22 protein-coding genes are annotated in these 24,255 nt (G+C 36.6%); 13 read left to right on the top strand and 9 right to left on the bottom strand.

What is annotated here, in order from left to right; translation table 11 throughout:
• Window positions 1-11 precede the first annotated feature (11 nt).
• The 10 genes from EHQ16_RS03035 to EHQ16_RS02990 all read left to right on the top strand — a co-directional run bounded on the left by EHQ16_RS03035 (window position 12) and on the right by EHQ16_RS02990 (window position 9,586).
• Entirely contained in the window at window positions 12-1,001 is a 990-nt protein-coding gene (locus EHQ16_RS03035; RefSeq protein WP_135636463.1) for a DUF1554 domain-containing protein, read from the top strand.
• A gap of 58 nt (window positions 1,002-1,059) precedes the next feature.
• A complete protein-coding gene (locus EHQ16_RS03030; RefSeq protein WP_135636465.1) occupies window positions 1,060-2,112 on the top strand; it encodes a DUF1554 domain-containing protein in 1,053 nt (350 codons plus the stop codon).
• 77 nt (window positions 2,113-2,189) lie between these two features.
• Window positions 2,190-2,786, top strand: coding sequence for an NAD(P)H-dependent oxidoreductase (locus tag EHQ16_RS03025; protein WP_135636467.1), 597 nt, complete (start codon window positions 2,190-2,192; stop codon window positions 2,784-2,786).
• A gap of 8 nt (window positions 2,787-2,794) precedes the next feature.
• Window positions 2,795-3,337 carry a PadR family transcriptional regulator gene (locus EHQ16_RS03020; RefSeq protein ID WP_135636469.1) on the top strand — a complete coding sequence of 181 codons (543 nt, stop codon included), beginning with the start codon at window positions 2,795-2,797 and terminating at the stop codon, window positions 3,335-3,337.
• 211 nt (window positions 3,338-3,548) lie between these two features.
• Window positions 3,549-5,615 (top strand): ABC transporter substrate-binding protein, encoded by a 2,067-nt coding sequence (locus tag EHQ16_RS03015; protein WP_425269929.1) that lies wholly within the window; start codon window positions 3,549-3,551, stop codon window positions 5,613-5,615.
• Window positions 5,616-5,713: 98 nt separating this feature from the next.
• Window positions 5,714-6,835: a DNA alkylation repair protein gene (locus EHQ16_RS03010; RefSeq protein ID WP_135638816.1), complete on the top strand. Its 1,122-nt coding sequence runs from the start codon at window positions 5,714-5,716 to the stop codon at window positions 6,833-6,835.
• Window positions 6,828-7,442: a hypothetical protein gene (locus tag EHQ16_RS03005; RefSeq protein ID WP_135636475.1), complete on the top strand. Its 615-nt coding sequence runs from the start codon at window positions 6,828-6,830 to the stop codon at window positions 7,440-7,442. Before EHQ16_RS03010 ends, EHQ16_RS03005 begins: the two co-directional genes overlap by 8 nt.
• Window positions 7,432-7,968 carry a hypothetical protein gene (locus EHQ16_RS03000; RefSeq protein WP_409035671.1) on the top strand — a complete coding sequence of 179 codons (537 nt, stop codon included), beginning with the start codon at window positions 7,432-7,434 and terminating at the stop codon, window positions 7,966-7,968. The genes EHQ16_RS03005 and EHQ16_RS03000 overlap by 11 nt, the downstream gene beginning before the upstream one ends.
• Complete coding sequence (locus tag EHQ16_RS02995; protein WP_135636477.1) at window positions 7,965-8,879, top strand: CE1 family esterase; 915 nt, start codon at window positions 7,965-7,967, stop codon at window positions 8,877-8,879. The genes EHQ16_RS03000 and EHQ16_RS02995 overlap by 4 nt, the downstream gene beginning before the upstream one ends.
• Window positions 8,876-9,586 (top strand): SDR family oxidoreductase, encoded by a 711-nt coding sequence (locus EHQ16_RS02990; RefSeq protein ID WP_135636479.1) that lies wholly within the window; start codon window positions 8,876-8,878, stop codon window positions 9,584-9,586. The genes EHQ16_RS02995 and EHQ16_RS02990 overlap by 4 nt, the downstream gene beginning before the upstream one ends.
• Before the next feature lie 8 nt (window positions 9,587-9,594).
• On the opposite strand, the gene EHQ16_RS02985 is transcribed toward EHQ16_RS02990, so the two are convergent.
• Genes EHQ16_RS02985 through EHQ16_RS02965 form a run of 5 tightly spaced genes read right to left on the bottom strand, consistent with a single transcriptional unit; the run spans window position 9,595 to window position 14,596 of the window.
• The gene (locus EHQ16_RS02985) at window positions 9,595-10,113 is read right to left on the bottom strand and encodes a Crp/Fnr family transcriptional regulator (RefSeq protein ID WP_135636481.1); all 519 of its coding nucleotides are present in this window, start codon (window positions 10,111-10,113) and stop codon (window positions 9,595-9,597) included.
• Entirely contained in the window at window positions 10,103-10,537 is a 435-nt protein-coding gene (locus EHQ16_RS02980; protein ID WP_135636483.1) for a Crp/Fnr family transcriptional regulator, read from the bottom strand. The genes EHQ16_RS02985 and EHQ16_RS02980 overlap by 11 nt, the downstream gene beginning before the upstream one ends.
• Window positions 10,537-12,471 (bottom strand): ankyrin repeat domain-containing protein, encoded by a 1,935-nt coding sequence (locus EHQ16_RS02975; RefSeq protein WP_135636485.1) that lies wholly within the window; start codon window positions 12,469-12,471, stop codon window positions 10,537-10,539. Before EHQ16_RS02975 ends, EHQ16_RS02980 begins: the two co-directional genes overlap by 1 nt.
• Entirely contained in the window at window positions 12,468-14,030 is a 1,563-nt protein-coding gene (locus EHQ16_RS02970) for a peptidoglycan DD-metalloendopeptidase family protein (protein WP_135636487.1), read from the bottom strand. Before EHQ16_RS02970 ends, EHQ16_RS02975 begins: the two co-directional genes overlap by 4 nt.
• Before the next feature lie 50 nt (window positions 14,031-14,080).
• A complete protein-coding gene (locus tag EHQ16_RS02965) occupies window positions 14,081-14,596 on the bottom strand; it encodes a helix-turn-helix transcriptional regulator (RefSeq protein WP_135636489.1) in 516 nt (171 codons plus the stop codon).
• 132 nt (window positions 14,597-14,728) lie between these two features.
• On the opposite strand from EHQ16_RS02965, the gene EHQ16_RS02960 reads away from it, so the two are divergent.
• Window positions 14,729-15,088: a hypothetical protein gene (locus EHQ16_RS02960; RefSeq protein ID WP_244241904.1), complete on the top strand. Its 360-nt coding sequence runs from the start codon at window positions 14,729-14,731 to the stop codon at window positions 15,086-15,088.
• A gap of 1 nt (window position 15,089) precedes the next feature.
• On the opposite strand, the gene EHQ16_RS02955 is transcribed toward EHQ16_RS02960, so the two are convergent.
• Genes EHQ16_RS02955 through EHQ16_RS02940 form a run of 4 tightly spaced genes read right to left on the bottom strand, consistent with a single transcriptional unit; the run spans window position 15,090 to window position 22,819 of the window.
• A complete protein-coding gene (locus EHQ16_RS02955) occupies window positions 15,090-17,177 on the bottom strand; it encodes an adenylate/guanylate cyclase domain-containing protein (protein ID WP_135636492.1) in 2,088 nt (695 codons plus the stop codon).
• Entirely contained in the window at window positions 17,174-20,911 is a 3,738-nt protein-coding gene (locus EHQ16_RS02950) for an adenylate/guanylate cyclase domain-containing protein (protein WP_135636494.1), read from the bottom strand. Before EHQ16_RS02950 ends, EHQ16_RS02955 begins: the two co-directional genes overlap by 4 nt.
• A gap of 50 nt (window positions 20,912-20,961) precedes the next feature.
• Window positions 20,962-21,960 (bottom strand): SPL family radical SAM protein, encoded by a 999-nt coding sequence (locus EHQ16_RS02945; protein ID WP_135636496.1) that lies wholly within the window; start codon window positions 21,958-21,960, stop codon window positions 20,962-20,964.
• A complete protein-coding gene (locus EHQ16_RS02940) occupies window positions 21,953-22,819 on the bottom strand; it encodes a phosphorylase (protein ID WP_135636497.1) in 867 nt (288 codons plus the stop codon). Before EHQ16_RS02940 ends, EHQ16_RS02945 begins: the two co-directional genes overlap by 8 nt.
• A gap of 9 nt (window positions 22,820-22,828) precedes the next feature.
• On the opposite strand from EHQ16_RS02940, the gene EHQ16_RS02935 reads away from it, so the two are divergent.
• On the top strand, window positions 22,829-23,389 hold the full coding sequence (locus EHQ16_RS02935) for a glutathione peroxidase (protein ID WP_135636499.1): 561 nt from the start codon (window positions 22,829-22,831) through the stop codon (window positions 23,387-23,389).
• Window positions 23,373-24,245, top strand: a complete 873-nt coding sequence (locus EHQ16_RS02930) for a ChaN family lipoprotein (protein ID WP_135636501.1) — start codon at window positions 23,373-23,375, stop codon at window positions 24,243-24,245. The genes EHQ16_RS02935 and EHQ16_RS02930 overlap by 17 nt, the downstream gene beginning before the upstream one ends.
• Window positions 24,246-24,255 lie beyond the last annotated feature (10 nt).

Below are 24,255 nucleotides of genomic sequence, written 5' to 3'. Positions count from 1 at the left end.
ATTATCCTTTTATGTTTCGTTATTTATTCGTTCCATTATTAGTTTTAGTTTTTTACTGTAAAGATCAAACACTAAACAATGCCTGCGACATTAACTCTGATTCTTATCTAGAATCAACAGTCCTTTTTAATTTGTTAGGTGAAGGTAGGAATAATTGTTCCACAGGAACTATTGAGTTTTTCCCCACCGTCATTGCGCTTAGTTCTAAAAAGGGAGTGATTACGGAGGGTATAATAAGTCCTCTTTCATTTTCTGTAAGTCTTAAGGAAAAACCTGAGGCACAAGTTGAGATTGAACTAGTTGTCTCAAATCCTTCTTATGCTACCGTAAGTCCAACAACGCTCAGTTTTGATTCAACCAACTGGTCTAATCCTAAGAATATTGCGTTAACAAGCATTAATGATTCTTTACTCAATGGCAATCGAGAATTTCGTGTCATTCTAACTCCAAAATCGGAAGATTCAAAGTTAGATTTGAATCCTGCGGAAATACAAATGCAAATTTTGGACAACGAAAAAAGAATGTTTTTATCTGCTGGTTCCTATCGAGGCGGTGATTTTGGGGGAGTTACAGGTGCAGATACCATTTGTTCTACTGATAGGTTATGCCCATCCGGTTCTCAATGTAAGGCAATGATATTAAATGGAACCACTCGGATTGCATCTTTAACGGCGAATGTTGGTGATGGCCAATTGGATTGGGTTTTGAAACCAAACGCACATTATTACCTAACGGATGGAACCACGCTGATTTCCTATACCAACAATACTTCTTTATTTCAGATTCCGTTCTCCAATTCTATTGATTCGGTTAACTATGGAGCTTGGTTTGGTGGTAATGCGGATTGGGTTTTTAATACCAACACTAGTTGTTTTACATGGTCGGCCATCGTAAATACAGAGTCAGGATTTATATTAAGGACTCAGGAAGTAAATAATTTGTTTTTTGGAGCAACCTATGGTTGTGGCAATCCACTGAAATTGTTATGTGTTGAGTATTGAACGTAGATAGGAATTTGGCTTATTTTTATAATTCAATTGATACAAAAGTTTGGTTTACATGTTTCTTTTTTTTAGTTTAACAAGGTTATTTGAGTCTAGATTTTTTTATTTTATTTTTGTCATTCCGTTATCTTATATTTTTCTTTTTTCCTGTAATGGAAATTCTGCTAATAATGTTTGTGATTCTAAATCAAAATCCTATGCTGAAACATCAGTTTTATTAGGTATGATGGGTGAAAAAAAACATCCTTGTTATCCTGGTTTTCAGATTTTAACGAATCCCGGCCTCAATGTAAGTGCAAAAAGTGGAATTATTTCTGAAGCCGGTGGTAATGCTCTCCAAGGAAGTGTTCTTTCCTTTGCTTTGTCTTTGGGAATGGAGCCGAAAGAACCGGTCTCAGTTCAAGTTATTGTTAGTAATCCAAGTTATGCGACTGTGATTCCTACTTCTTTGGTTTGGACAAAATCAGATTGGAATATAATAAAGAATATTTCTGTGAGTGCAGTCAATGATACAATTATCAATGGAAATCGAAATTTTTCCATTCGACTTGTTCCCACTTCTGACGATTCCTCTATGCGACTGCAAGACCAAATCATTTCTATGGAAATTTTAGACAACGATAAAGTCATTTATACAACAACGAGTAGTTATACGGGAGCTTTAGGTGGATTTACTGGTGCTGATGCTATTTGCCAAGCCGATGTCAAATGCCCTGTCGGTAAAGTTTGTAAAGCAATGTTAGTTGACAATTCATCTGATTCTCGCGTGGCATCCAATACTCCAAACCTTGGTGATGGTCAAATTTCCTGGGTTTTAAAGCCATTTGCCACTTATGCACGAAATGACAACACTTCAACTGTAATTGGCACAACGAACGCAAATTCACTTTTTACTTTTCCTATCGTGGCAATTCGCCCGACTTCAACAACGGCTTGGACTGGTTTAGCTGCTGATTGGACTAGTGCCGTCAGTCTCCATTGTGGTGAATGGGTTTTAGCTTCTGGCAACGGAAATGCTGGTGATACTTTTGCTACGTCTTCCAATGCGATTGGAATGAATTCATTTACTTGTAACAGTAATTTACCATTTTATTGTGTTGAACAATAAAAATTATTACTTTTCTGTTGGTTGAATATATCTAATAGATATAGCTAGAAAATATATCTGACAGATATGGTAAATTTATGAAAACAAACCAGAGGAATATCCTCGTTGTCCTTGGCCATCCTAACCCTAATTCACTTTGTGCACATTTAGCGGAAACTTATGTGAATGCAGCAAAAGATTCAGGCCACAATGTGAGTTTTTTGAAATTGGCTGACTTAAAATTCGATTATAATTTATATATGGGCCATAAAAAAGATTCTATACCGACTCTCGAACCAGATTTGGTTCAAAGCCAAAAGTTAATTTCAGAAGCAGACCATCTAGTGTTTGTTTTTCCAAGTTGGTGGGCGAGTATGCCGGCAGTTTTAAAGGCGTGGATTGATCGTGTTTTTTTACCAGGGTTTACTTTTAAGTATAGAAAAAACTCACCTTTCCCCGAAAAACTTTTGTTAGGTAAAACAGCTCGTATCATCGTAACAATGGATGCACCAAGTTGGTATTATAAATGGTTCAATAAATCTCCTGGTGTCCAATTATTAAAATTTGGAACTTTAGAATTTTGTGGAGTGGCTCCAGTAAAAGTTACTATTTTCGGTGAAGTGAGAACTCGCAAACCCAAACATTTTCTTAAATGGACAAATTTTGTGGAATCACTAGCAATGCGTGGGGAATGATATTTCAGATGAAACGAGAAAGTAAAACACAATATGCACTATTAGGGATTCTTTCTCAGTGTGAAATGAATGGATATGAAATTCGAAAGTACATTGAATCCACGATTAGTTTTTTTTGGAGCGAAAGTTTCGGTCAAATTTATCCCACTCTTTCTAAATTAGCTGAAGAAGGATTAATTCGTGAATGGGAAAAAACAGATGTTAGTGGAAAGAAAAAGAAAGTTTATAAAATTACTCGATCAGGATTAGATACATTTCGCCGTTGGATGGATGAATCTCCCATTCAATCAAACAAAAGAAATGAATTGTTATTTAAGGTATTTTTTGGAAGGTATATGAGTCCGAAATTGTTAACCCAACAATTGGAAGAAGAAATTCGCAAACAAAAAGAAGATCTAAAAACACTCAAAAGTTTCCAAAAAGAGTTAGAGACTGATTGGGACAAACACCCAGACCAAGAATATTGGTTTTTGACACTAGAATATGCAGAAAAACAGGCAAAATTAAATTTAGATTGGATTGATAAAGTGAAAAACAAAATCAATAAATGAGTTTTTATTTTTTCCAAACAGGAGGATAAAAATTGTGTCGTTTCTTCTTTGGATATTTGTAATAAAATCCAGGAAATTTGATTTAATTCATTGATTTGGAAAATACAATTTATATAAAAAACAAACTATGGGAAGGAGCTCTGTCTCTAAAAGATTTTACTATGTCTTCTTAGTTTATCTTGTACTCCCATTCCATTTTCCAATGTTTGGGATGGAAAAAGTTACCCTCCATCTCAAATGGTTTCACCAATTCCAATTCGCAGGATATTATGCGGCTCTCGAAAAAGGTTATTATCAAGATGCAGGTCTTGATGTCGAACTTTTGGAAAGTACGGTCGGTATTAAAGGGATTCATGAAAAAGTAATTCGTTCCACAGGCCAATATGGAGTTGGTAGTAATGAACTGATTCAAGAACGATACAAGGGAAAACCTGTGGTTGTGTTGGCTGTAATTTTCCAACACTCTCCATCGGTGTTATTTTTTAAAAAAACTTCCAATATTCAAAGTATTCATGACCTTGCAGGGAAACGAGTGATGTTAACTCCAAGGATGGATGAAATTGTTGCTTATCTAAAAAAAGAAGGTATCGAACTAAAAGATTTACAGTTATTAGAACATAGATTTAAACCCGATGATTTAATTTCAGGTAAGGTGGATGCATACTCTGGATATGCGACCACGCAGGCCTATGATTTTAAAAAAGCAGGGTTTCCTTTTGTAGAATATTCACCGCGAGTTGCCGGTATCGATTTTTATGGTGACAACTTTTTTACGAGTGAAGCGGAAGTTCAGGAACATCCTGAAAGAGTCAAAGCCTTTCGAGAGGCAAGTCTTCGTGGTTGGTTATATGCAATGAACCACCAAGAAGAAATTGTTGATTTGATTTATAATAAATATTCACAAAGAAATCCAAAAGAAAGATTACTTTTTGAAGCAAAACAAATGACCCCTCTCATCCAACCTGTTCTTGTTGAAATAGGTTATATGAATCCTGGAAGATGGAAACATATCAATGAAGTTTATTCTGAACTTGGTATGCTTCCAAAAAACATCAATTTAAAAGGATTCATTTACGATCCCAATCCCAAAACAAATTATGATTGGGTTTATTATACTTTTGGCGCTGTCATTCTTTCTCTTATTATTTTGGGTCTGGTACAGTGGAGAAGACTCAATAAACAATATTCTGAAAATTTAAAGAAACAAGTTGAGGTTCGAACAGAAGAACTAAAACAATCCAACGAATACTTGCAAGTTTTAAATCAAAGTTTACTGAATACTTTAAAAGAATTAACGGAAGCACAAGATAGACTTCTTGCATCGGAAAAATTAGCAGTTCTCGGGCAACTGGCTGCTGGAATGGCTCATGAATTGAATACACCATTAGGTGCCATTGTTTCTTCGAACTTTTCGCTTTCTGATTTTTTAAATCAGAAATTAAACCATGTAATCGATATCATTGTAGGATTTAGTAAAGAAGATTCAAATCGGTTTCATTCTGTATTAGAAGAAAGTCTAAAAAATCAAACTTTTATAGAAGGGAAAGCGGAAAGACAAATCAAAAAAGAACTCGCTTCGAAGTATTCATCGATAACAAAAATGGATTTGTATGGAGAACATATGCAACTCGTTGTTGAGACGGGTGCTTTCCGTTTGGGTGATGGACTGATACAAATATTAGAAAGTGAAAATTCCTTACAAATTTTAGAAGCGGTCTCAAGTATTACGTCTGCCTATCGTTCGAATCAAATTATTTCTGTGGCATCAGAAAAAGCAACCCATGTGATTAGAGCCTTAAAAAGTTATTTAGTTTCAGATAAAGACATTTTGAACGGAAATACAGTTGTTGATCTTGTTTTTGAAATAGAAACTATACTTTCTCTTTATCATTATAATTTAACGAAAGTAACTATTGTTAAATCCTACTTAACAGATAAAAAGTGTAAAGGGAACCGCGATAAACTAAATCAAGTTTGGATTAATTTGTTAAACAATGCACTTCAGGCTATGTCTTACAACGGGACTATAGAAATCAAAATCCAATTAGTAGAAAATCTAATTAAAGTATCGATCATTGATTCTGGTACTGGAGTTTCTGAGTCCATCAAAGGGAAAATTTTTGATCCTTTTTTCACCACCAAACCTGATGGGGAAGGTATGGGATTGGGTCTTGATATCTGTAAAAAAATCATTTCCCAAATGGCTGGAAAAATTGAGTTAGAAGACGTCCCGTTAGGGGCATGTTTTTCCGTTTGGTTGCCGGTTGCCGACACCTAATCCAAACTATCTGCGAATAATCGTGTTACGTAATTTCGTTCAAATTGGTTTTTCGATTCCATTGAAAGTAGGTAAATGTAATTTCGTTCTAAGTTTGTATGGAACCTTTGAAAGAAATGTATTCCCGGGATTGGGTTCTGGGACTCGGAAATCACATAAATCGGGTGGATTCCAATATCAAACCTTTGGAATTCCAAAAACAAGTGTTTTCTTCCCCTTGGAAAGAAATGGAATTAAAACAAAGGATCGATCGGCTCTCGGATGTCTTGGTTCAGAATTGGCAAGGACCAATCGCCGATATTTATCCGAATATCATCTCTCTCATTCATTCACTGCGCGAAGAAGGGGTTTCTGATTTTAATTTTCCTTATATTTTTTTGAACGATATTGTCACCAAAACAGGGTTAGATGATTTTGATTCATCTATGAAAGCATTGGAGAAAATAACGGTATTCTCAAGTGCTGAGTTTGCAATTCGATTTTTTTATAAACACCATTTCCAAAAAACTTTAAAACAAATGCAAACCTGGTCAAAACATAAGGAACCATTTGTGCGAAGATTGGCAAGTGAAGGCAGTCGGCCAATGTTACCCTGGGGGATTGGGATTCCTGAGATCAAACAAAATCCAGAAATTCATTTATCTATATTAAAAACACTTTGGGATGATGAAAATGAAATTGTTCGTAGAAGTGTTGCAAATCACTTAAATGATATTTCTAAATTAAATCCAGATTTGGTATTGGAATTTTGTGAAACTAGATTTGGGAAGTCAAAAGAGTTAGATAAAAATTTAAAACATGCCTTACGAACACTTCTAAAAAAAGGAAACAAAAAATCTTTGAGTTTTTTTTCGTATAACACGAAATGGAAACCTGCAAAAATCAATTTAACTTTAAATAAGAAAGAAATCAAAGTTGGAGATTCTCTTGAATTTGAAGTTTCCATAAATCAAACTCCAAAAGATACAACCAAAATAAGAATAGAATATAAAATTGGTTTTTTGTTAGCAAATGGTAAACATGGATATAAGGTGTTCCAGTTAGGTGAAAGAAATTTATTGCCAAAAGAAAAAATTAAAATTACAAAACGACATTCTTTTGCTCCGATCACCACTCGAGTATATTATCCGGGAATACATACGATTTCTATATTGTTAAATGGTAATGAATATAAATTGCAAAAATTTGAATTAAAAGGGTTAAAAAGTAAAAATGTATAAAGTTTTTCTGCATTGTATCGGGATTTTTTGTTTTCTTTTGACTCTTTCTTCTTGCGCAGTTTTTTATTCAACGGAAAGGCCTAAAGTTGATTTTTCAAAGTATGTTAAGGATCAGTCGCTTAGTTATGAGTTGATTGGTTGGGATAGTGAAGTGGATCGTCGCAGAGTTTCCTATATTTTGGCTGCTTTACAAAATTCGGGAAAGTTCACATCACTCAGATACCAAAATCAAACAAATACGGATCTTCATGTTCAAATTATATTAGAATCAAGTCCAAGATTTGTCCTCTTTTTGGGCGAATCAATAGAACCCGTTTCTTATTTACCAGAGAGAAATCCAGAAAGGTTGGCACTTTATTTAGTGAACCGTTTTTTAGCATTTAGTACTTTTTTTGTGATTCCAGATATTGATCGGGATGATGATTATTTGGTCTTTCGAGTGAGCAAAAAAGGAAAACTGGAAAAAGAATATCGGTATCCGATAGAGTCCTATCGCGTGTTTGGTTGGGTATCTTTGCTTTTGATGTGGGGTGACGATCGAAAAGAATGGAAACCTATACTCACTGAAAAAGTATCTAAATTTTTAGGGGACTCTTATGATGAATGATGATTCTAAAGTTTATACTTTTTTGCATCTAGCGATCGTTATGTTTTGTTTTAGTTGTGCGGCTTTTCCTGATCCGATAACATCAAAAGAACGTAAATTGTCATCAATTGGAAAAGAAAAAGTAAAGCTTGTATTTACTGGGTTTTATCGTTATGAACAGGAAAAAAAAGCAATTATGGAAACCCTTCTGAAAAGAGGTCTTAAAATAGATCCTAATTCTGATTCTGAGTTGGAATTAATCCTTCAAAAGAAAGAACCAACGTATAAATACATATGGATCCATCGTTTGAATTTACTTGCCACCTTTTTGTCGGGAGGATTTTTCCCTTCTCATATTCGAACAGAACAAACCATTACATTTCGTTATTCCAAACTTGGTGATGTTGAAAGAGAATCAATTTATGAAATCGGGATGGATCAGTGGCGGGGGATTCCAGTTATCATCCTAATGGTTTTCCAATGGCCTAATCAAGTATATAAAGAACAATTGATTGAAGCTACAGAATTGGAGATAAAAGAAATATGAGAGTTCTATGTTTATTGTTATTCTCTAGTTTTCTTTTATCTTGTATGGGATTGAATCGAAGACTAACTTCTAATGAAAAATCGGATTCCATTGAAATCCAAGGCCACAAAAGAACTTATATTGTCCATTATCCTAAAAAATGGGATGGATCACCAATACCAATGTTAGTTGCTCTTCATGGTCGGTTCGGATCTGGTTCCTCGATGATTTTACAAACAAAATTAGATTTATTATCAGATTCAAAAGGTTTTATTGTCGTTTTTCCAGATGGTTACAAAAGAAGTTGGGCCGATGGAAGGGGAAATACCCCTGCTGATGAAAATCAAATCAACGACGTAACTTTCATCGAACTTTTAGTAAAACGATTGATCGCCGAAGGTTCCGTTAATGCTAGGAAAGTTTTTCTCGTAGGCCATTCCAATGGTGGTTTTATGGCACAAAGATTGGCAGTAGAAAAACCTGAATTATGGAAAGGGGTTTTGAGTGTGGCAGCACAAATTTCTGTATTCACTCTTAAAAGAAAACAAACCTTAAAAACAAATACAGTTTCCGTTGGAATTATGGCAGGAACTGAAGATCCTCTTGTTCCATTTAGTGGAGGTTATGTGAGAGACGGTGGTGAGATTCTTTCCGTAGATGACTCTATACTAAGATGGAAAGAGTGGAACTCTTGTGCAGAAACCGTAACTAAAAAAACGGAGAGTTATAAAGAAGACTCTGTCGATTTAAAGATAGATTTTCTTCGATATGAATCCTGTGCTGATAATACTAAAGTTGGTTTGATTCAATTGAATGGGCTAGGTCACAGTTGGCCTGGAGAAAAACCTATGATTCCTTTTATCGACCAAGGAAAAACAACAAAAGTTTTAGATGGATCCAAACTTGTTTGGGACTTTATGGAAAGCTTGTGACCGAACCAAAAATTGCTTTAGTAACCGGGGCTTCTCGCGGGATAGGGCTTTCCATTTCGCAAATGTTAGTCGGCATCGGCTATACAGTTTATGGGTTATCTAGAAATCCACAAAACTGCAAATTTACTCATGAATTATTCCATTTAATGGCCTGTGATCTTTCAAATTCTAAGGAGATTGACCAATTCATCATCAGTTTTCCAGAAATAAAAAACATCAGTTTACTCATTCATAATGCGGGTCTTGCTTATTTTGCACCGGTAGAGGAACTGTCTTCTGAAAAAATCCGAGAGATGGTCAGTCTTCATATCACAGCACCAATGTTACTTACCAGCGCCTTCACAAGATCATTAAAACAAAACAACGGTCGGATTGTATTTATAGGTTCAGTGTCAGGAAAAGAAATTTCACCTTGGGGGAATGTTTATGCTTCTCTCAAAGCAGGGATCCATCACTATGCTAGGGAATTATTTGCTGAGTTAAGAAAGTTTGGTGTAAAAGTTCATTTGATCATTCCTGACATTACGAAAACCGATTTTTATAACCATTTGAATTTTGAACCCGATGAAGATCCAAAGTCATATTTATTACCAGACCAAATTGCAAGTGTGATTAAAGATTTAGTTTTAAACGATCAAGGTTGGGTGGTTCCAGAAATTCAAATTTCACCAGAACTCTTTAAATTAAAAAGAAAAAAACAGAATTAACTGAAGGATCATTCTCCTACTGGAGTTTCATTTTCCACAAATGGATCGGGAGGAGTTTCGGATCCATCACCTTCTGCATTTTCAGCAGAAGAACCATTTGATGCTGAAGTTATTTTTGCAACGATAGAATCTTCATCTTGTTGTCGTTTGATCGCTCTGATTTTTCCATCTGTTTCATAAAGTCGTTCGATTACTTTTTTAAGAAGTAAAAATAAAAATTCCGGACTTTCCTGACTCATCTGCACAAAAGTAGTTCGGTTGATGATCCCGAGTTTTGCAGTTTCTGAAACCACTACGATGGATGCGGCTCTTGGGCTGTTATTGATAATTGCCATCTCACCAAAGAATTCTCCTGGTAAGATACTTCTTAACTTTATATGTTTCCCTTCAATTTGTTTGTAAATATCTAGCTGCCCTTCAAATAAAAAGAACATTGCGCCGTTAGAAGGAACTCCCTCTTTAAAGAGAACCTCTCCACGTTTGATATTGATCATACTAAGTTTTGCGAGAGATTCTTTAAGTCCCATCACTTGACTCCGTAAGATCTTTTAATTTTTGTTCTGCTTCAATCAAACGTTCCACGTAAGTTTGTAATAGAGCATAAACAAACATAGGGTTCGAATTTGCAATTCGAGTTAAATTCTGTTTATCTAAAATCCCAAGTTGGGCTCTGTCTGATTCAATAAAAACTGTCATGGCCCTTGGATGGCTGGAGATCAGGGCAATCTCTCCAAAAAATTCTCCAGTAGCAAGTTTTCTCACTTCATGGAAATTTCCTTGGTCAGGTGCTCCCATACCTACAGAAAGAGAACCACTTAAGATGAAATACATTTTCTCGTTAGACGGTTCACCTTCTCTAACTATAATTTCTCCTCGTTTGAATGTCTTTGTAGGGACAGTATTCACGAAGTCAAAGATGTTGATTCGATTGTCTTTTTTAGGAATGGACATTAAAGGCCGCGGTAAATCTCAATCAGTTCCGGTAATCTTTTTTCCTCTGCATATTCCAGAGGTGATTTTCCTGTTTTATCTTCTAATTTAGAATCTCCGCCGTTCAAAACGAAAACTCTTGCCAATTCCAAAATGGAATCACTTTTACCAGGATCAAACTGGATTGCTAGTTCGGAAAGTATAGTTTTCCCTAGTTTGTCTTGTTGGTTGATGTTCGCTCGTCTTTCTACTAGGAATAGTACTAGTTTCTTATACGATTCCGTTTGTGTGTTTTCTCTTGAGGTTAAAAACTTTTGGATGGCTTTGTGTAAAACGGTTAGACCATTATTGTCTGTTAGGTTAGGGTCGGCACCTAAGGTAATCAGTTGTGACATGGTTTCGATTCGATTTCGATTTAAAGCAATATGGAGAGCACTTAACCCTCGTTTGTTTTTTGTGTTGGGGTTTACTGATTTTGTGACAAGTAGTTTGATTGTTTCATCAGCAAACTTTTGTTCTTTTTTATCAATATCCAATTTACAAACCGTTGTAATTAAGTTTTCACCTTCTTCGTTTAAAGATTGGAGGTCAGCGCCAGCACTAACTAAGAGTTTAAATCCCTCAGCATCCTTTCTTTCAATGGTAGCAAAAACCAAACTGGAACCATCTTTTTGTTTGTGATTAGGATTGGCTTTCTTTGACAAAAGAAATTTAGTTATGTTTAATCCTTTGTTTTCTAAAGCTAAACTGAGTGCTGTTTCCCCAGTTTTTTCATTTAATACATCAACTGGGACATTTTTTTTCAGTAACTCTTCTACAATTTTTAGCCCAGATTTCCGGGATGCCAGATGGATGGGAAGGTATCCGGCTGTGTTAGGTGTTAATACATCTGCATTTTTTTGAATTAGAATTTCGGCAACAGACCATTTTGCAGATTCGATAGATTCTTCTAATGGATTTTTGTTTGTGGAAAGAATTTGGTTGGGATTAGCACCAGAATCCAAAACCAATTTTAATAGATTGGAATCATTTTTTTGTAATGCTAGTTCGAATAAAGTTTTTCCACTTAAGTTTTTGGTATCAACACCCAGACCTTTTTTTAATAATAAACTGATTGCGGTTAGGTTCTTTTTTAAGGCTGCATAAAAAAGTAAGGATTCTCCTTCTGGAGTTTTTGAATTCGCATCGGCGCCACGGTTCAGTAGAACTTCTAAACCTTGCGTAAAACCTTTTTCAATCGCAAATACAATCGGTCGGATGGACTTAGTGTCTTCTGTATTTGGATTGGCATTAGAATCTAAACTTAAGTTTAAAAGTTTTAAGTTTTTTTGATCGATAGATACAAAAACAGCAGTCCTTCCTGTAAGATCCGGAAGATTGATATCGGCTCCATTTTGTAGAAGGTATGTGATAGAATCAGTTTTTGATTTTTCAAAAGCCAAATACAGTGGAGATTTTCGTGGATTGTTTCTTAGGTTTACATCGGCTTTACTTTCCACGAGTAACTTTTGTACCGCGAGATTTGCTTTTAAAACGGCAACATGGAGCGCTGTATTTCCGTCCGCATCATAAGCATTCAGATCAGCCCCTTTTTCCACAATGGTTTTGATTTGGTTTGTGAATCGAGAAGTCACTACATAGTGTAACAATGTTTTGCCGGATAAATCTCTTTTGTTGAGATCTGCACCATGGTTTAATAAAATTTCAAACTGTTTTGTTTTATTTTTTTCGACCGCAAGGACTAACAAAGTTTTTCCTGATTCATCACTGGCATTGATGTCACCACCGCTAGTTATGGCAGTTTCGAATTCCTTCAGATTCCCTTTGGTTAAAATTTGTACCATATCGGGAGGGGTCGTTTCTGTGTTTGTTTCCGCTGGGTTATTTTGGGAAAAAACGCTGTTAGCGGTAATGAATAAAAGGAGAAAACTAAAAGTAAAAAGTTTATGTTTCATTTGGGTAAATAGGCATCTGGATCCAAAGCTTGTTGGTCGGGGCCTTTCCTAACTTCAAAATGTAAATGTGGGCCGGTGGATTTTCCGGTATTTCCAACCTGACCAATGATATCGCCAGATCGGACACTGTCACCTTCTTTTACTTGTCGTTCATTTTGGTGAGCGTAGTAGGTGAATATATTGTTTTTATGGCTTAGAATTGTGAGCATCCCATAACCACCGCTAGTTGTAATGGTTCGCCAAACCTTTCCGTCACTAACTGCTTTAATCGGAGTGCCTATGGATGCTGGCAAATCAATCCCTGAATGAAAAGCACCGACTTTTCCGGTAACAGGATCTACCCTTGTTCCAAAGTTAGAAGATACATAACGATCGTTATCGACTGGAATTTGAAAGTATTTGGAAATGTCATCGTTATCCACAAGAGGGCCGCGGTCTTTGGAAACAAATCCACCAAATACCCAACCTTCCCATTCATCATTCCAAGATACATACAACCATTTGGATCTAACACCACCGATGGTTTCTATTTCCTTTTTTGTATCAATGATTTTGATTTTCTCGTCACCAGGAATTGTTGTCACAACCGAACCATAATCGTTTGGTTCGTCTCGCATTCTTAGACTTGTGGAACGAACATATCGTTTTTCACCCGTTTTTAGTTCATCTGGGTTTTCTTGTGGATAAGAAATTTCTCCTGGTTGCACTTCGTAAGATACAACTTCTGATGCACTTAGATAACCACCGAAAACCCATCCATTTCCATACGCAGAAGAAATCTGGTGCCACTGCGATGTGATTCCGTCAATGGTTTCTTCATTGGAACTTGAGGTTTCAATTTTGACTTTCAGACCTTTTGGTAATCTTGCTACCACGTAGGCGTTGACATCTGGTTCTCCTCTCAGATTAAGTGAACTTGCCTCTACCCACATGTTTTTTCCTTTTTTTGAGTCCGAGTATTGATTGTTAGGTGTTTCTGAAATCCTTCCAGAGAGAGAGGATAAATCTAAAGACAATCCATCTGTGTTCCTTGATTTAACTGCGGGTTTATTCGTTGAGAGCAGATCCTGGGTAATGTAACCTTCTTGTTTGGATTTGGTTCGCAAAAGCACCCAATGAGGTTTTTCTGTTTTGGCTGTTACGTCTTGTTTGAGAACCATCACCACTTCTACGGATTCTCCTTTTTTGACTTTTATCTGTGAACGAGAGGAAGGATTTTGAGAAGGTTCTAATTGTAGATAAAAACTTTCGGCTGCAGTGGCAGATAAGGATTTGGATTTTTTATCTTTAGCCCCGGGGTTTGCGTTATGGTCGGAAATCCCTTCTGCCGATTTTAAGTCGATAGGGGAAGATGAGATTTTGAGGCCAGGAAATCTGTTTTGGATACGACTGACGAAGTCATTGTATTTTTGTAAAATTTCTTCCTGTTTCTTTTGGTTTGTGGTAACAAGACTGGATTGTCTTTGTTTGTCTTTTTCCTCGAGATTGTTTTGAGAAAAAAGGGGTAAGGAACCAAACAATAGAAAAATAGACGTGATGAGGATTCTCTGATTTTTCATAAAACAACCTAAAAAAACCAAAGAAAACGGGAATGGTCAAGGTTTTTTGTTCACTCTTCCTCGGGCAGTAGGGGTGTTAAAAAATAAGAGATAAATTCCAATTTTCCTCTCATGGAAGATTTTTCATAGATAGAGGCAGTTTGGTTTTCGATGGTGCGGAGGCTTTTTTTGCGAACCGCAGCAATTTGTTTTTGAGAGAACCCACGAAGGAGTAAGATGGCGATTTCTGTTTCTGCTTCGGACAATTTCCATTCTTCCATTTGGGCTTTTGCTTCAGCCCAGAATCCTAGTTCTGGATTTTTTAAAATTCTGTTGGTACGTTTTAAATCATGGATTTGAGATTTGGCGTGAACGTTTTCGACAGCCTCAGCCTTCAATTCTTTGTAAAGAATGAAAACCACAAGAAAGGAAGAGATAGCAATGAAGGATTCTACCGTGGCAATGATGATCCGAAAACGATCAAAGTATACTGGATTTGTTAAGGTGAATGCTTCCTCAGCAATCCATACCAGAAGAGATAAAACATAAAATGCTAAAAAAAGAATTCTTACCTGGCGAGTCTCCATGTTTCTTTATAAACTTTGTGACTACTCCCTGGATGTGCAAGCTAGTTTCTTAGGTAGTACCCACATTTGCGGTTTTCCTCCATGGAAGGATTCCAAAAACCGTGAGATAGTAGTTACATGAACCGATGGAAATTGAAAATTTGGTTTCTTTGTTTCGGAATTGTTTTGGTTTTTTGGGGATGTTCTTCTTCCAAAAACTATGAAACAAGGTCTCAGTGTATGGATCGTTGTGTCCGCGAACAATATGTTTGTGCCCTTGCTTTGGGCCCACAATTGGATAATGCGGCAGCCACCACAGTGACCTGTGTGAGTTTGTACATGATTTGTTATGAAAAATGCCCAGTGACTTCCTCAAGAAGTGGCTCTTACTCTCGCTCCAGTAGTTCTTCGTCTGGTTCAGGAAATAGTGGAGGAGGAAACTCTAGTTCCGGTTCTGGTTCAGGATCTGGATCGGGAAGTGGTTCGAGTTCTTCTTCGGGAGGAGGGAATTAAACTAAGATCCAGTTTGTCGGTAGATGATCTTGGCACCAATCTGCAGATTTTTATATAAGTCTAGAAAGATTTGGTTGGGAACCATACCTTCTGCGTCTCTTGAAAATTCAGGACGCAGTCGTTTTAAAAAATACATCCCTAGTTCCCCTTTGTTTTTGGCCTTTACCTTTCCCCTGTATTCACATTCAAAAAATCGTTTTACCTTGTCGTAGGTAGTTTCGGAAAGATTGATTTCACCAGCATCTCCCGAACTTTCCATACGACTAGCTGTGTTGACAGTATCTCCCCAAACATCATAGGCAAATTTTGTTTTTCCAACAACTCCTGCAACAACAGGTCCAGTATGGATTCCAATCCGAATTTCCCAAAATTCTTGGCCTAACATTTGTTTGAAGGAGCGGATTTGTGTCATAAAGGATTTAATTTCCATAGCGAAAAGACAAGCATCCACGGGATGAGTGAAATTTCCTTGAGGGATCCCACCGGCTGCCATATAAGAATCACCAATGGTTTTTAGTTTTTCGAAATTGTGACGAACTGCGATATCATCAAATTGAGAAAAACATCCATCTAATTGTTCAATGAGATCTTCCGGAGAAAGCGATTCTGCTGCGGATGTGAAGTTTTTAAAATCAGTAAAAAGGATACTGACAGATTCGTATTCCATAGGAACAACTTCTCCACGTTCAATGAGTTCATCTGCTAGATCACCAGGAAGGATGTTCCGAATGAAATGGAGAGTTTTTTCCCTTTCTTTTTCTAAGTCTCGCCTAAGGTTTGCATTGTGGATCGCACCGGCTACTTGTTCACAAAAAGATGTGATTTCTGCGAACTCATCCTTTGTCCAATCTTGTTCTCTGGTAAGCCTTGTAACACAAATGATCCCGATGGTTTGTCCTTGGACAACAAGTGGAATTTGTCCAAAAAGTTCTAATTTAAAACTATCTACAATCGAAGTATCAATGGTGGATAGTTGTTTCCATTTGATTGATTTTTTTAAGTAAACAGGTTTTTGTTTTTCGTAAGTTCTAAAAAGCGAACCTATGTTTGGTGAAAGGACGGGCCGAAAGGTGCGGAGGAAATTACTCACAAGAAGGCCTTTGTTGAACACTTCTGCACCTTCCATAAGAGGAACCAAAGAGTTAGTTTTGGGATCTACGAGAAGGATAAAACCTAACTCCACTCTGTGGTTTATTTTAAGGTAAGTGAATACTTCTCTCGTTATATCTTCAATTTGTGAAAAAGAGTTAATTTTCCTATTGAACCGGTGTAAGTTTTCTAACTTTAATCTGTTGGTTTCAATATTTTCTTTTTCTTTTTGGATTGTGATATTCCCTTGTTTGAGTTCATCCAATAAGTATCCTGTTTCGATGGTTCCCGCTATATAATCTGCTATGATTTTGATTTGGTTGAGTTGTTGTTCGGTGAGTTCAAATATCCCTGAATAATCTAATAAATCCAAGGTGCCAATGAATTTGTTACGTAAGTAAAGAGGTACAATCAAAAGGGATTTTAAATTGGCTGATTGTTTGTTGGCAAGTTCTACCCCTTCCGTTTTGTAAGATTCAAAATCTTGAATGTAAAAACTTCTTTTTCGTTTTCTAACATATGCATGTGCATACATGGTTACGTAAGGATCCGAAACAGGAATTGGTCTGCTGATAATTTCTTCTTTTGTCTTTGTTGTCAGTTCTTCGGGGAAGTTACTGTGAAAAAATTCCAAGGCTTCTGATTCTTGTTTATAAACATACAAAAGATAATGAGGAACTTTGAATTTTTCCCGAATATAACGACCTAAAATTTTTAAAATTTCTTTTAAATCAGAAGCGGAATTGATTTCCCGAAGGAGCCCATCCAAATCAGAAAGTTGGCTATAAGAATCGACAAGTTTATCGGAAAAATCTTCGGAGATGGATTTTGTGCTGACTAGTTCCTTTTCTTTTTCAGCCAATTCTTCTTTTAAGACAATAACTTCCTCTTGTAATTGGAAGATATTTTTTTCTTTCTCTTCTTTTTGTTTGTATAAGGAATACATTCCATAAAGAATTCCAACAAAAAGAATCGCGATGGCAAAAAGACCGTAGATCATTTGATTAAAATTTTAGCTCCACGTTTTTGTTGGGTGTATAATCTTCCAAATTTTTCATTCGGCATAGATCCTGTATCATCCGACAAATCCGGTTTTAAAGATAACAATTCATAAATAGGAACTTGGTCTCCTTCGTATGTATTGATTTGTCGTTGGTTGCCGATATGGAATAATCGTTTTACTTTTTCCATTGTTTCTTGTGAGATATTGATTGGAACTCCTACACCACCTCGCCGTATGGCTTGGGTTTGTGTGACTGTTTTTCCCCATACATCATAGTTAAATTTAGATTTCCCAATCACTCCTGCGACTACCGGCCCTGAATGGATTGCAATTGTGATTCCGTTGGGACGGAACGGAATGTCTCTAAAGTCTTCAATCATTCGGTTGACTTCATCTTTGATCTGTAAGGCGGCAAGGCAGGCATCCACTGCATGAGTGAAATTTCCTACAGGAAGTCCTCCGGCCGCGAGATACATATCCCCTGTCATACGAAGTTTTTCCATTCCTTGTGCTTTGATGATTTCATCAAAACGAGAGAAGTATAAATCCAAACCTTCGATGAGTTCTTCTGGAGTGAGTTGTCCCGTAATCTGTGAAAACCCAGGGAAACTGGTCATAAGTAAGGTTACGTTTTCAAATTCAACAGGGTTTACTCTGCCTTTTTTCTGTAACTCTTCGGCAACGTTTTTCGGAAGGATATTGAGTAGAAGAGAATCAGATCTTAGTTTTTCTTCTTCGATTTTTTTTAGTAAAAAATGATTGTTGATCGCACTGGCAATATGTTCCGAAACACCTACAATGGAATTCACTTCATCAATATTCAATTGGATGTTTTCATCGCTGATCCCATAAACTGCCATAGCAACCACCTCGTCGTTGTTAACGAGTGGAGAAATCAGAAATCCTTTCATCCCCGATTTGTCTGTGATTTGTTTGTCGATGGCAAAGGGCATAGACTTAGGAACATGTTTCATATAAAAATGGCGTTTTCTTTGGTAACATTTATATATGAATCCACTTTCTTCTCTGAGGGGAAAACGAAGGGATTTAAAATAATTTATATTCTCATCAACTAATAGATCGAATCCAGAGTGATTTAAATATCTGAATTCATTGTATTCTTTATCGAGAAAATAGAGAACACAATGTTCGATTTTGTAGTTTTTGCGAATGAATCCAAAAATTTCTGCGAGAATATTTTCTAAATTGTTCTGAGAGTTTACAGTTTTTGCAAACTCATTCATTTTTTGAATTTCAGCTTTTGCTTGTTCTGATTTTTTACGTTCAGCTTCCGTAATTTGTAATAAAAGCGAGTTTTGAATGGCTCCCGCAATTTGATCACAAAATCCGGAAATCCGTCGGAGAACTTCTCGTGTGACTTCCATTGGTTTTTGGTAAGAAGTGAAATAAGCCATACCAATCACTTCGTTTTGTACCACAAGAGGAACCGCAACAAAAGAAGTAAGACTTAGTTTTGTAAAAATCTGTTCGTCTAACTCGGATTCGTATTTTTTTGGTGGTTTGGGAACAAACAGTGCTCTTTTTCTGGCATAAGTTTTATAAATGATCCCACCTTTTTCGTTTAGGGGAACTCTAAATGATTTTGCAAATAACAATTGTTCTTCTGTTGCATAAGGTGGAATGGTCGTATTGTAGGTGTATAACTCTTTTTTCTTTGTATCAATAAGTTGTAGGAGAGTGGCTTCGATTTCGAATGTTTTTAAGATATAGTTAAACATCTCTTCGATGATTTGTGAGAGACTTGACTCCGAATTGATTTTTTTGGTGAATTCGTTTAGTTTGACTACTTCGTTTTTTGCATTCTCCATTTGCATCCTTGCATTTTCTGCGATGAACTTTTCTCGGTTCATTTCTTCGACAAGGATGGAGTTGGTTACGGCTGTTGCGATGTTTTCTGCCGTATTCTCGACTAACTGGAGTTGGGATCTGGAAAAACTAGTACCTTTTAATACACTAAAAAGAGCTAACATGGCAATGACTTTCCCTTGTGAGCTGAGGGGGATGATCATTCCTGGATGTTTTCCAATCAGTTGCACAAACTTTTGATTGGATTCGTTGAGACGTGATTCCCAAACTTTAGCAAATCGGAAAGGCCGGTTCCTTTTGTAGACATGATAAAAAAGTCCTGCACTTGGATCGAGAGGGAAACTCACACCTTGGAGTTTAGATTCTAAGGTAAGTCCAGAGTTTGGTGATACAACAGATTTATGATAAATGAGTTTAGAATTTTCAGAATCTACGAGTAATAAAATCATCGAGTCACAATACACTTCATCATTCAAATAATCGAATGCTTTGGCGAGAATACTATCTAATTCGAGAGAGGTATTGAGGGTTTTTGCAAATTCGTTCAGACGTTCAATGTTGGCTTTAGAACTTTCTAATTCTTGAGTTCTTTCGACAACAATGTCTTCTAATCCTTCTTTTAGGATATTTAATTCTTTGTTGGAAACTTCCAAACGTTCTTTTAGTTTTTCAATAGAAAGGTAGGCTCTTGTGAATCCATAAGAAAGGATATAACCTTGGAATAAAATAAAACCCAAAAAACCAAATGGGGTTAAGTTCATTGTATTGATGACATTGTTTTGGTAGAGGATGTCATGAACCACCGTTCCAAAAACAAAACTAAATCCAATGAGAGATAAACCAGCCCCCACAGTGTCAGAACGGTATGCCATAATGATGGCTATGGTGATTCGGACGCAGACTGAAATGAGAAAGATTTGGAAAAAATGGATTTTGGCACTGAAGACTGCAACTGGTAAAAATAAAGAAATAAGAAAAGGTGTGATGAGGATGTATAACACCCACATGGTTCTTTGGCCCACTGTGTTTGGAAAAACCAATCGGTAAAAGTAAGCGAAAACAATTGTTGCAATATAGATGGTTGCAAATTCCAAACGAATGAGAAAATCCATCGGCATATCCGGAAATATACTGAGAATGTTCCTTTCTCCTATCGTGAGAAGTCGCATAACAATGAGTAAACTAAATAACGATATAAAAAGACTGGCTTTGTCTTGTCTGCGCATGACAAAAAGTCCCAAATGGTATAAGGCCCAAAGGAAGATACTTCCTGCTAGAAAGGAAGTAATTTGGTAACTGCGATTGACTTTGTCATATAACATTCGTCTTTCGCCAACTTCCATACTTTCCCAAAACCCACCTTTGGAATAATGAAAGTTGGAAATTTCATAAACAATTTCAGTTTCACCAGAGAGAGGTTCTAAATCCATAAGAACCGATTTATAGGATGGTTCAAAATAGTTGGGATTGATTCCGAAACTACCTTGTTCTACGATTAGTTTGCCGTTGATGTACAATCGATAGGCAGAAGAAAGGTCTAAGTTATGAAAGGCCAAACTAGGTGTGTTTGGTGGGAAAAAAACTTTTAATTTATATGTCGCATAACCAAATCCATCTAAGGTTTCGCCAAACCAATCTACACCTTTCCAATTAGAAGGAACAGTTTGGTAGATGTATTTTGGTTCTTTTCCAAATTCGGAATCAATTTGAATGCTAGTGTTTGTTTGTTTCCAATAAAATTCCCATTCTCCATCTAGAGTGATGTTTCCATCTTTGTTGAAATCCCATGAGGACAAGTCCATCTTTCCTTCTTTCGCGATTGGTTTGTTGCGATTGACTTCCTTACAATGAGACAATCCAAAGAACAGGCCGAATAGGAATAACAAAAAGACTCTTTTCTTCATAGGTAGGCTACTAAGGTTAAGAACTAGTGATGGAAAAGAAAAGGAAAAATTCAAGAATAGCTGACTTTTATTTGAGAAGGAGAAAAATGTTTTTTTAGTGCTCCTGACATAAGATTTAAAATTTCTTCTGTTTCTAATTTTGAATAAGAAACTATTTTATCTTTTTTTTCAAAATCATGAAATAAAATGGAAGAGTCCTTTCTGACATCAGTCATCCTCTTCAAAAAATCAATATTCATCCGAAATCCACCTATACTAATGTCAAGAATGCCTTCCATGTTTAGTTCTTTCCCTAAAGTGTCGGCTAACGATTGGTAATGGGTTTGCCATTCGGGCACTCGTAAGATGGGATCAATGCATATTCGAACCTTCCATCCATCTTTTATGGCTTGGCCTATTGCCTTTAGCCTTGCTTGCAGTGATGGAGTTCCATGTTCAATCGATTCAATGATGGATTGTGGGCTAATCGTCCAGGCAAGGATGACATTGGGATTTGGGGAATATTTGGCAATTTGACCGTAGTTAGTTGACTTAGTTCGGATTTCTAAACTCAAATTTGGTTCGTTTGTCGCAAATTCCAACCATGCTTTTGTGGCAGGAAAGAACGATTCTAGAGCCAAAAGGTCTGTATCGTAGGATAAAGCGAGATATAAGGATTTATTTTTGTCCAAAAACTCTTTTGTGGCAGAAAAAAAATCTTCCCAATTGACAAATAACACGAGATTGGCGGAAGGAAACATCCCTTGTAAATAACAATATTCGCAATCATAAATACAGTTGAGGGCGAGTGTGTTGTAGTAAAAATGCGGATGAGAGAAGTTAGGTGAAAAATCACTTCCTTTGTATAAAAATTGGTCTTTTTTTTCGGCTAAAATCAGCTTGGGAGATTCTTTTTGGATTCTAAAGTTTTGGGAATTCCGATTGAAACTATCTTTGTAATGTCGAATTGAGATAGGAATGGCATTGGGAAATCGATTTAGAATTTCCTTTGTACGAAAATGATCTAAAATACTTTCTTCAATGTAAATATGAGAAAAAGCCTTAAACATGGAGAGTTTCCCTCCACTGGTCGAAGTAGTTTTTGAGATCGGTTTTGGATTTTAAATTGATTTTGTCAGATTCCTCAGGAAAAGGAAGTTGCGAATTGGGATGGCGCAATCGGAAAAAACGGACGGATTTTTTTAAGTCATGCCTCATTGTCTCTGTTAGGCGTAGGTTTTGGATGAAAGATTCAACCAAAGGCCAATCCACGGTTTCAATGGAATCGGCATTCACCCAAGGAAGAGGTCTTGTCCATTCTTCAAAAAGTCCCTCCATTGTTTTAGCCATCATTGTTTCCACATCTTCTGCTTGGCAAAATTTTCCTTCTAAATGATCAGACACCAATTTCCCGACAGCAATGTTTTCCAATGGAAAATAAAGAGAAGCCGCTTCAAAAAATCCTGACCCTTCCATATCCACAAGGTTTAGGTTTTCTAACTCTTCTGAGTTTAAAGATATAAAACGATCTCTTTGTTTTTCTTTGGTGACTGGTCTATCAAAAGTTTTGAGATTTGTTTCTTTTTTGAAGTTTGAATTTAGAATGCGATCGGGATAAAAATCTTTAGAAGAACTCACATCAGATATTTTATTGATCCAAAAAAAATCACCTAATTTGTGTTCGGATCTTCCTGAACCTGCAATTCCTAAATTCCAAACCTTCATTTGGTTTCTTTCTGGTTTGCTGAGGGTGTGGGCAAATTCGGAAACTGCCAAAGCCATAGAAAGTTTGCCTGTTCCAGAGATAATGATATAATGATTATCTTTTTGGAAGATCCTAAATTTTCCAGAATGGGAAATGGGTTTCGCTTCTAGTTTTGTCAGCCAGGGTTTGGCCTCAGAAAGAACAGCGAAAAACAATGCAGACATAGTCTAAACATGAAACAGGGGGGTTCCATGCAAAGAAAAGTTTTGTTTGCTATTTTTCTCTTTATCGGTTTTCATATCTATGCTGGAGGAAAAAAAATGTCATTCCATGATTTTAAATCCGTATCCATCCAAGGGAAGGAAGTTTCTCTTTCCGAATACAAAGGGCATCCTGTCCTTGTTGTGAACGTTGCATCTAAATGTGGTTATACGCCACAATACGATGGTTTAGAAAAAGTCCATCAAACATATAAGGATAAAGGTTTGAAAGTGGTTGGATTTCCTTCTAATGATTTTGGTGGCCAAGAACCAGGAACCGAATCCCAAATTGCTGAGTTTTGCAAACTCAACTTTGGAGTGAGTTTTGATCTAATGAAAAAAACAAAAGTTCTTGGAAACGATAAAGATCCCATTTATCAGTTTTTAACCGAAAATGCAAAAGAAAAAGGGGATGTGAAGTGGAACTTCGAAAAGTTCCTCATCGATAAAAATGGAAATGTTGTTGGTAGATTTCCTTCGGGAACCAAACCGGAATCTGCGGAGTTAAAACAAGCCATTGAAAATCTTCTTTAATCGATTTGTTTTATCGTTTCTTTTTGTATTTTTAAGTATTGGAATCTCTGCCGAGGAATCTACATCGTCCGTACAAATTGTCCGGACATCCACGGCAGAAACTGTTTCGATTTCTGATATTGTTAAAGAATCTTCCAAATACAATGTCATTGTTCTTGGCGAAGAACATGACAATCAGGATCTCCATCGTTTTTATGAAACTTTGTTTAAAGGAATTTCGGATCTAGAACCTACTTCCTTGTCTTTGGAGATGTTGGAACAAGACGGGCAAAATATAACCAACGAATTCTTAAATGGAACCATCACCGAGTCTCACTTTCTTTCTTCTACTACCCATTGGAAATCCTTCAAAACCGATTATTTACCGTTAGTTCTACTTGCGAAAGATAAAAAATTGAATGTGGTTGCTGCCAATCCACCAAGACGGTATGTAAATTTAATTTCTAGAAAGGGTTTGGCTGCCTACCGCGAGTTTTCTGATTCGGCGCTTACCTTCCTTCCTCCTGCTTATAGTTTAGAAAAATACTTAACAGAAGATTACAAACAGCGGTTAACTGATTTGTTTGCGGGAGGGCATGGAACTGGCCACGGTTCTGAAAATTCCTATTTGGTTCTCGGCCAAGCAACTTGGGACCAAGGGATGGCGGAATCAATTTCCCGCGAATTTTACAAAACTAGAAAGAAGGTGGTTCATTTGAATGGTCGATTTCATTCCGATCGGAACGGTGGTGTCGTACATAGACTACGAGAAATGGGGCTTTCGGTTCTAGTCATCTCTGGGTTTGTCAAAGATCGAGAAGAAAGCCGCGAATTTATGAAAATCGCTGATTTTGTAATTTTAACAAACGTCCGATAAGAATAGGGAG

It is taken from the genome of Leptospira kanakyensis (assembly GCF_004769235.1).
GTDB classification, from domain to species: Bacteria; Spirochaetota; Leptospiria; order Leptospirales; family Leptospiraceae; genus Leptospira_A; species Leptospira_A kanakyensis.
This window is presented reverse-complemented; position numbering and strand designations above follow the sequence as displayed.

Excerpts from the sequence above, each read along its gene's own strand:
- EHQ16_RS03035 (WP_135636463.1), top strand. The coding sequence starts at position 12 with ATGTTTCGTTATTTATTCGTTCCATTATTAGTTTTAGTTTTTTACTGT.
- EHQ16_RS03030 (WP_135636465.1), top strand. The coding sequence starts at position 1,060 with ATGTTTCTTTTTTTTAGTTTAACAAGGTTATTTGAGTCTAGATTTTTT.
- EHQ16_RS03025 (WP_135636467.1), top strand. The coding sequence starts at position 2,190 with ATGAAAACAAACCAGAGGAATATCCTCGTTGTCCTTGGCCATCCTAAC.
- EHQ16_RS03020 (WP_135636469.1), top strand. The coding sequence starts at position 2,795 with ATGAAACGAGAAAGTAAAACACAATATGCACTATTAGGGATTCTTTCT.
- EHQ16_RS03015 (WP_425269929.1), top strand. The coding sequence starts at position 3,549 with ATGGAAAAAGTTACCCTCCATCTCAAATGGTTTCACCAATTCCAATTC.
- EHQ16_RS03010 (WP_135638816.1), top strand. The coding sequence starts at position 5,714 with ATGGAACCTTTGAAAGAAATGTATTCCCGGGATTGGGTTCTGGGACTC.
- EHQ16_RS03005 (WP_135636475.1), top strand. The coding sequence starts at position 6,828 with ATGTATAAAGTTTTTCTGCATTGTATCGGGATTTTTTGTTTTCTTTTG.
- EHQ16_RS03000 (WP_409035671.1), top strand. The coding sequence starts at position 7,432 with ATGATGAATGATGATTCTAAAGTTTATACTTTTTTGCATCTAGCGATC.
- EHQ16_RS02995 (WP_135636477.1), top strand. The coding sequence starts at position 7,965 with ATGAGAGTTCTATGTTTATTGTTATTCTCTAGTTTTCTTTTATCTTGT.
- EHQ16_RS02985 (WP_135636481.1), bottom strand. The coding sequence starts at position 10,113 with ATGGGACTTAAAGAATCTCTCGCAAAACTTAGTATGATCAATATCAAA.
- EHQ16_RS02980 (WP_135636483.1), bottom strand. The coding sequence starts at position 10,537 with ATGTCCATTCCTAAAAAAGACAATCGAATCAACATCTTTGACTTCGTG.
- EHQ16_RS02975 (WP_135636485.1), bottom strand. The coding sequence starts at position 12,471 with ATGAAACATAAACTTTTTACTTTTAGTTTTCTCCTTTTATTCATTACC.
- EHQ16_RS02970 (WP_135636487.1), bottom strand. The coding sequence starts at position 14,030 with ATGAAAAATCAGAGAATCCTCATCACGTCTATTTTTCTATTGTTTGGT.
- EHQ16_RS02965 (WP_135636489.1), bottom strand. The coding sequence starts at position 14,596 with ATGGAGACTCGCCAGGTAAGAATTCTTTTTTTAGCATTTTATGTTTTA.
- EHQ16_RS02955 (WP_135636492.1), bottom strand. The coding sequence starts at position 17,177 with ATGATCTACGGTCTTTTTGCCATCGCGATTCTTTTTGTTGGAATTCTT.
- EHQ16_RS02950 (WP_135636494.1), bottom strand. The coding sequence starts at position 20,911 with ATGAAGAAAAGAGTCTTTTTGTTATTCCTATTCGGCCTGTTCTTTGGA.
- EHQ16_RS02945 (WP_135636496.1), bottom strand. The coding sequence starts at position 21,960 with ATGTTTAAGGCTTTTTCTCATATTTACATTGAAGAAAGTATTTTAGAT.
- EHQ16_RS02940 (WP_135636497.1), bottom strand. The coding sequence starts at position 22,819 with ATGTCTGCATTGTTTTTCGCTGTTCTTTCTGAGGCCAAACCCTGGCTG.
- EHQ16_RS02935 (WP_135636499.1), top strand. The coding sequence starts at position 22,829 with ATGAAACAGGGGGGTTCCATGCAAAGAAAAGTTTTGTTTGCTATTTTT.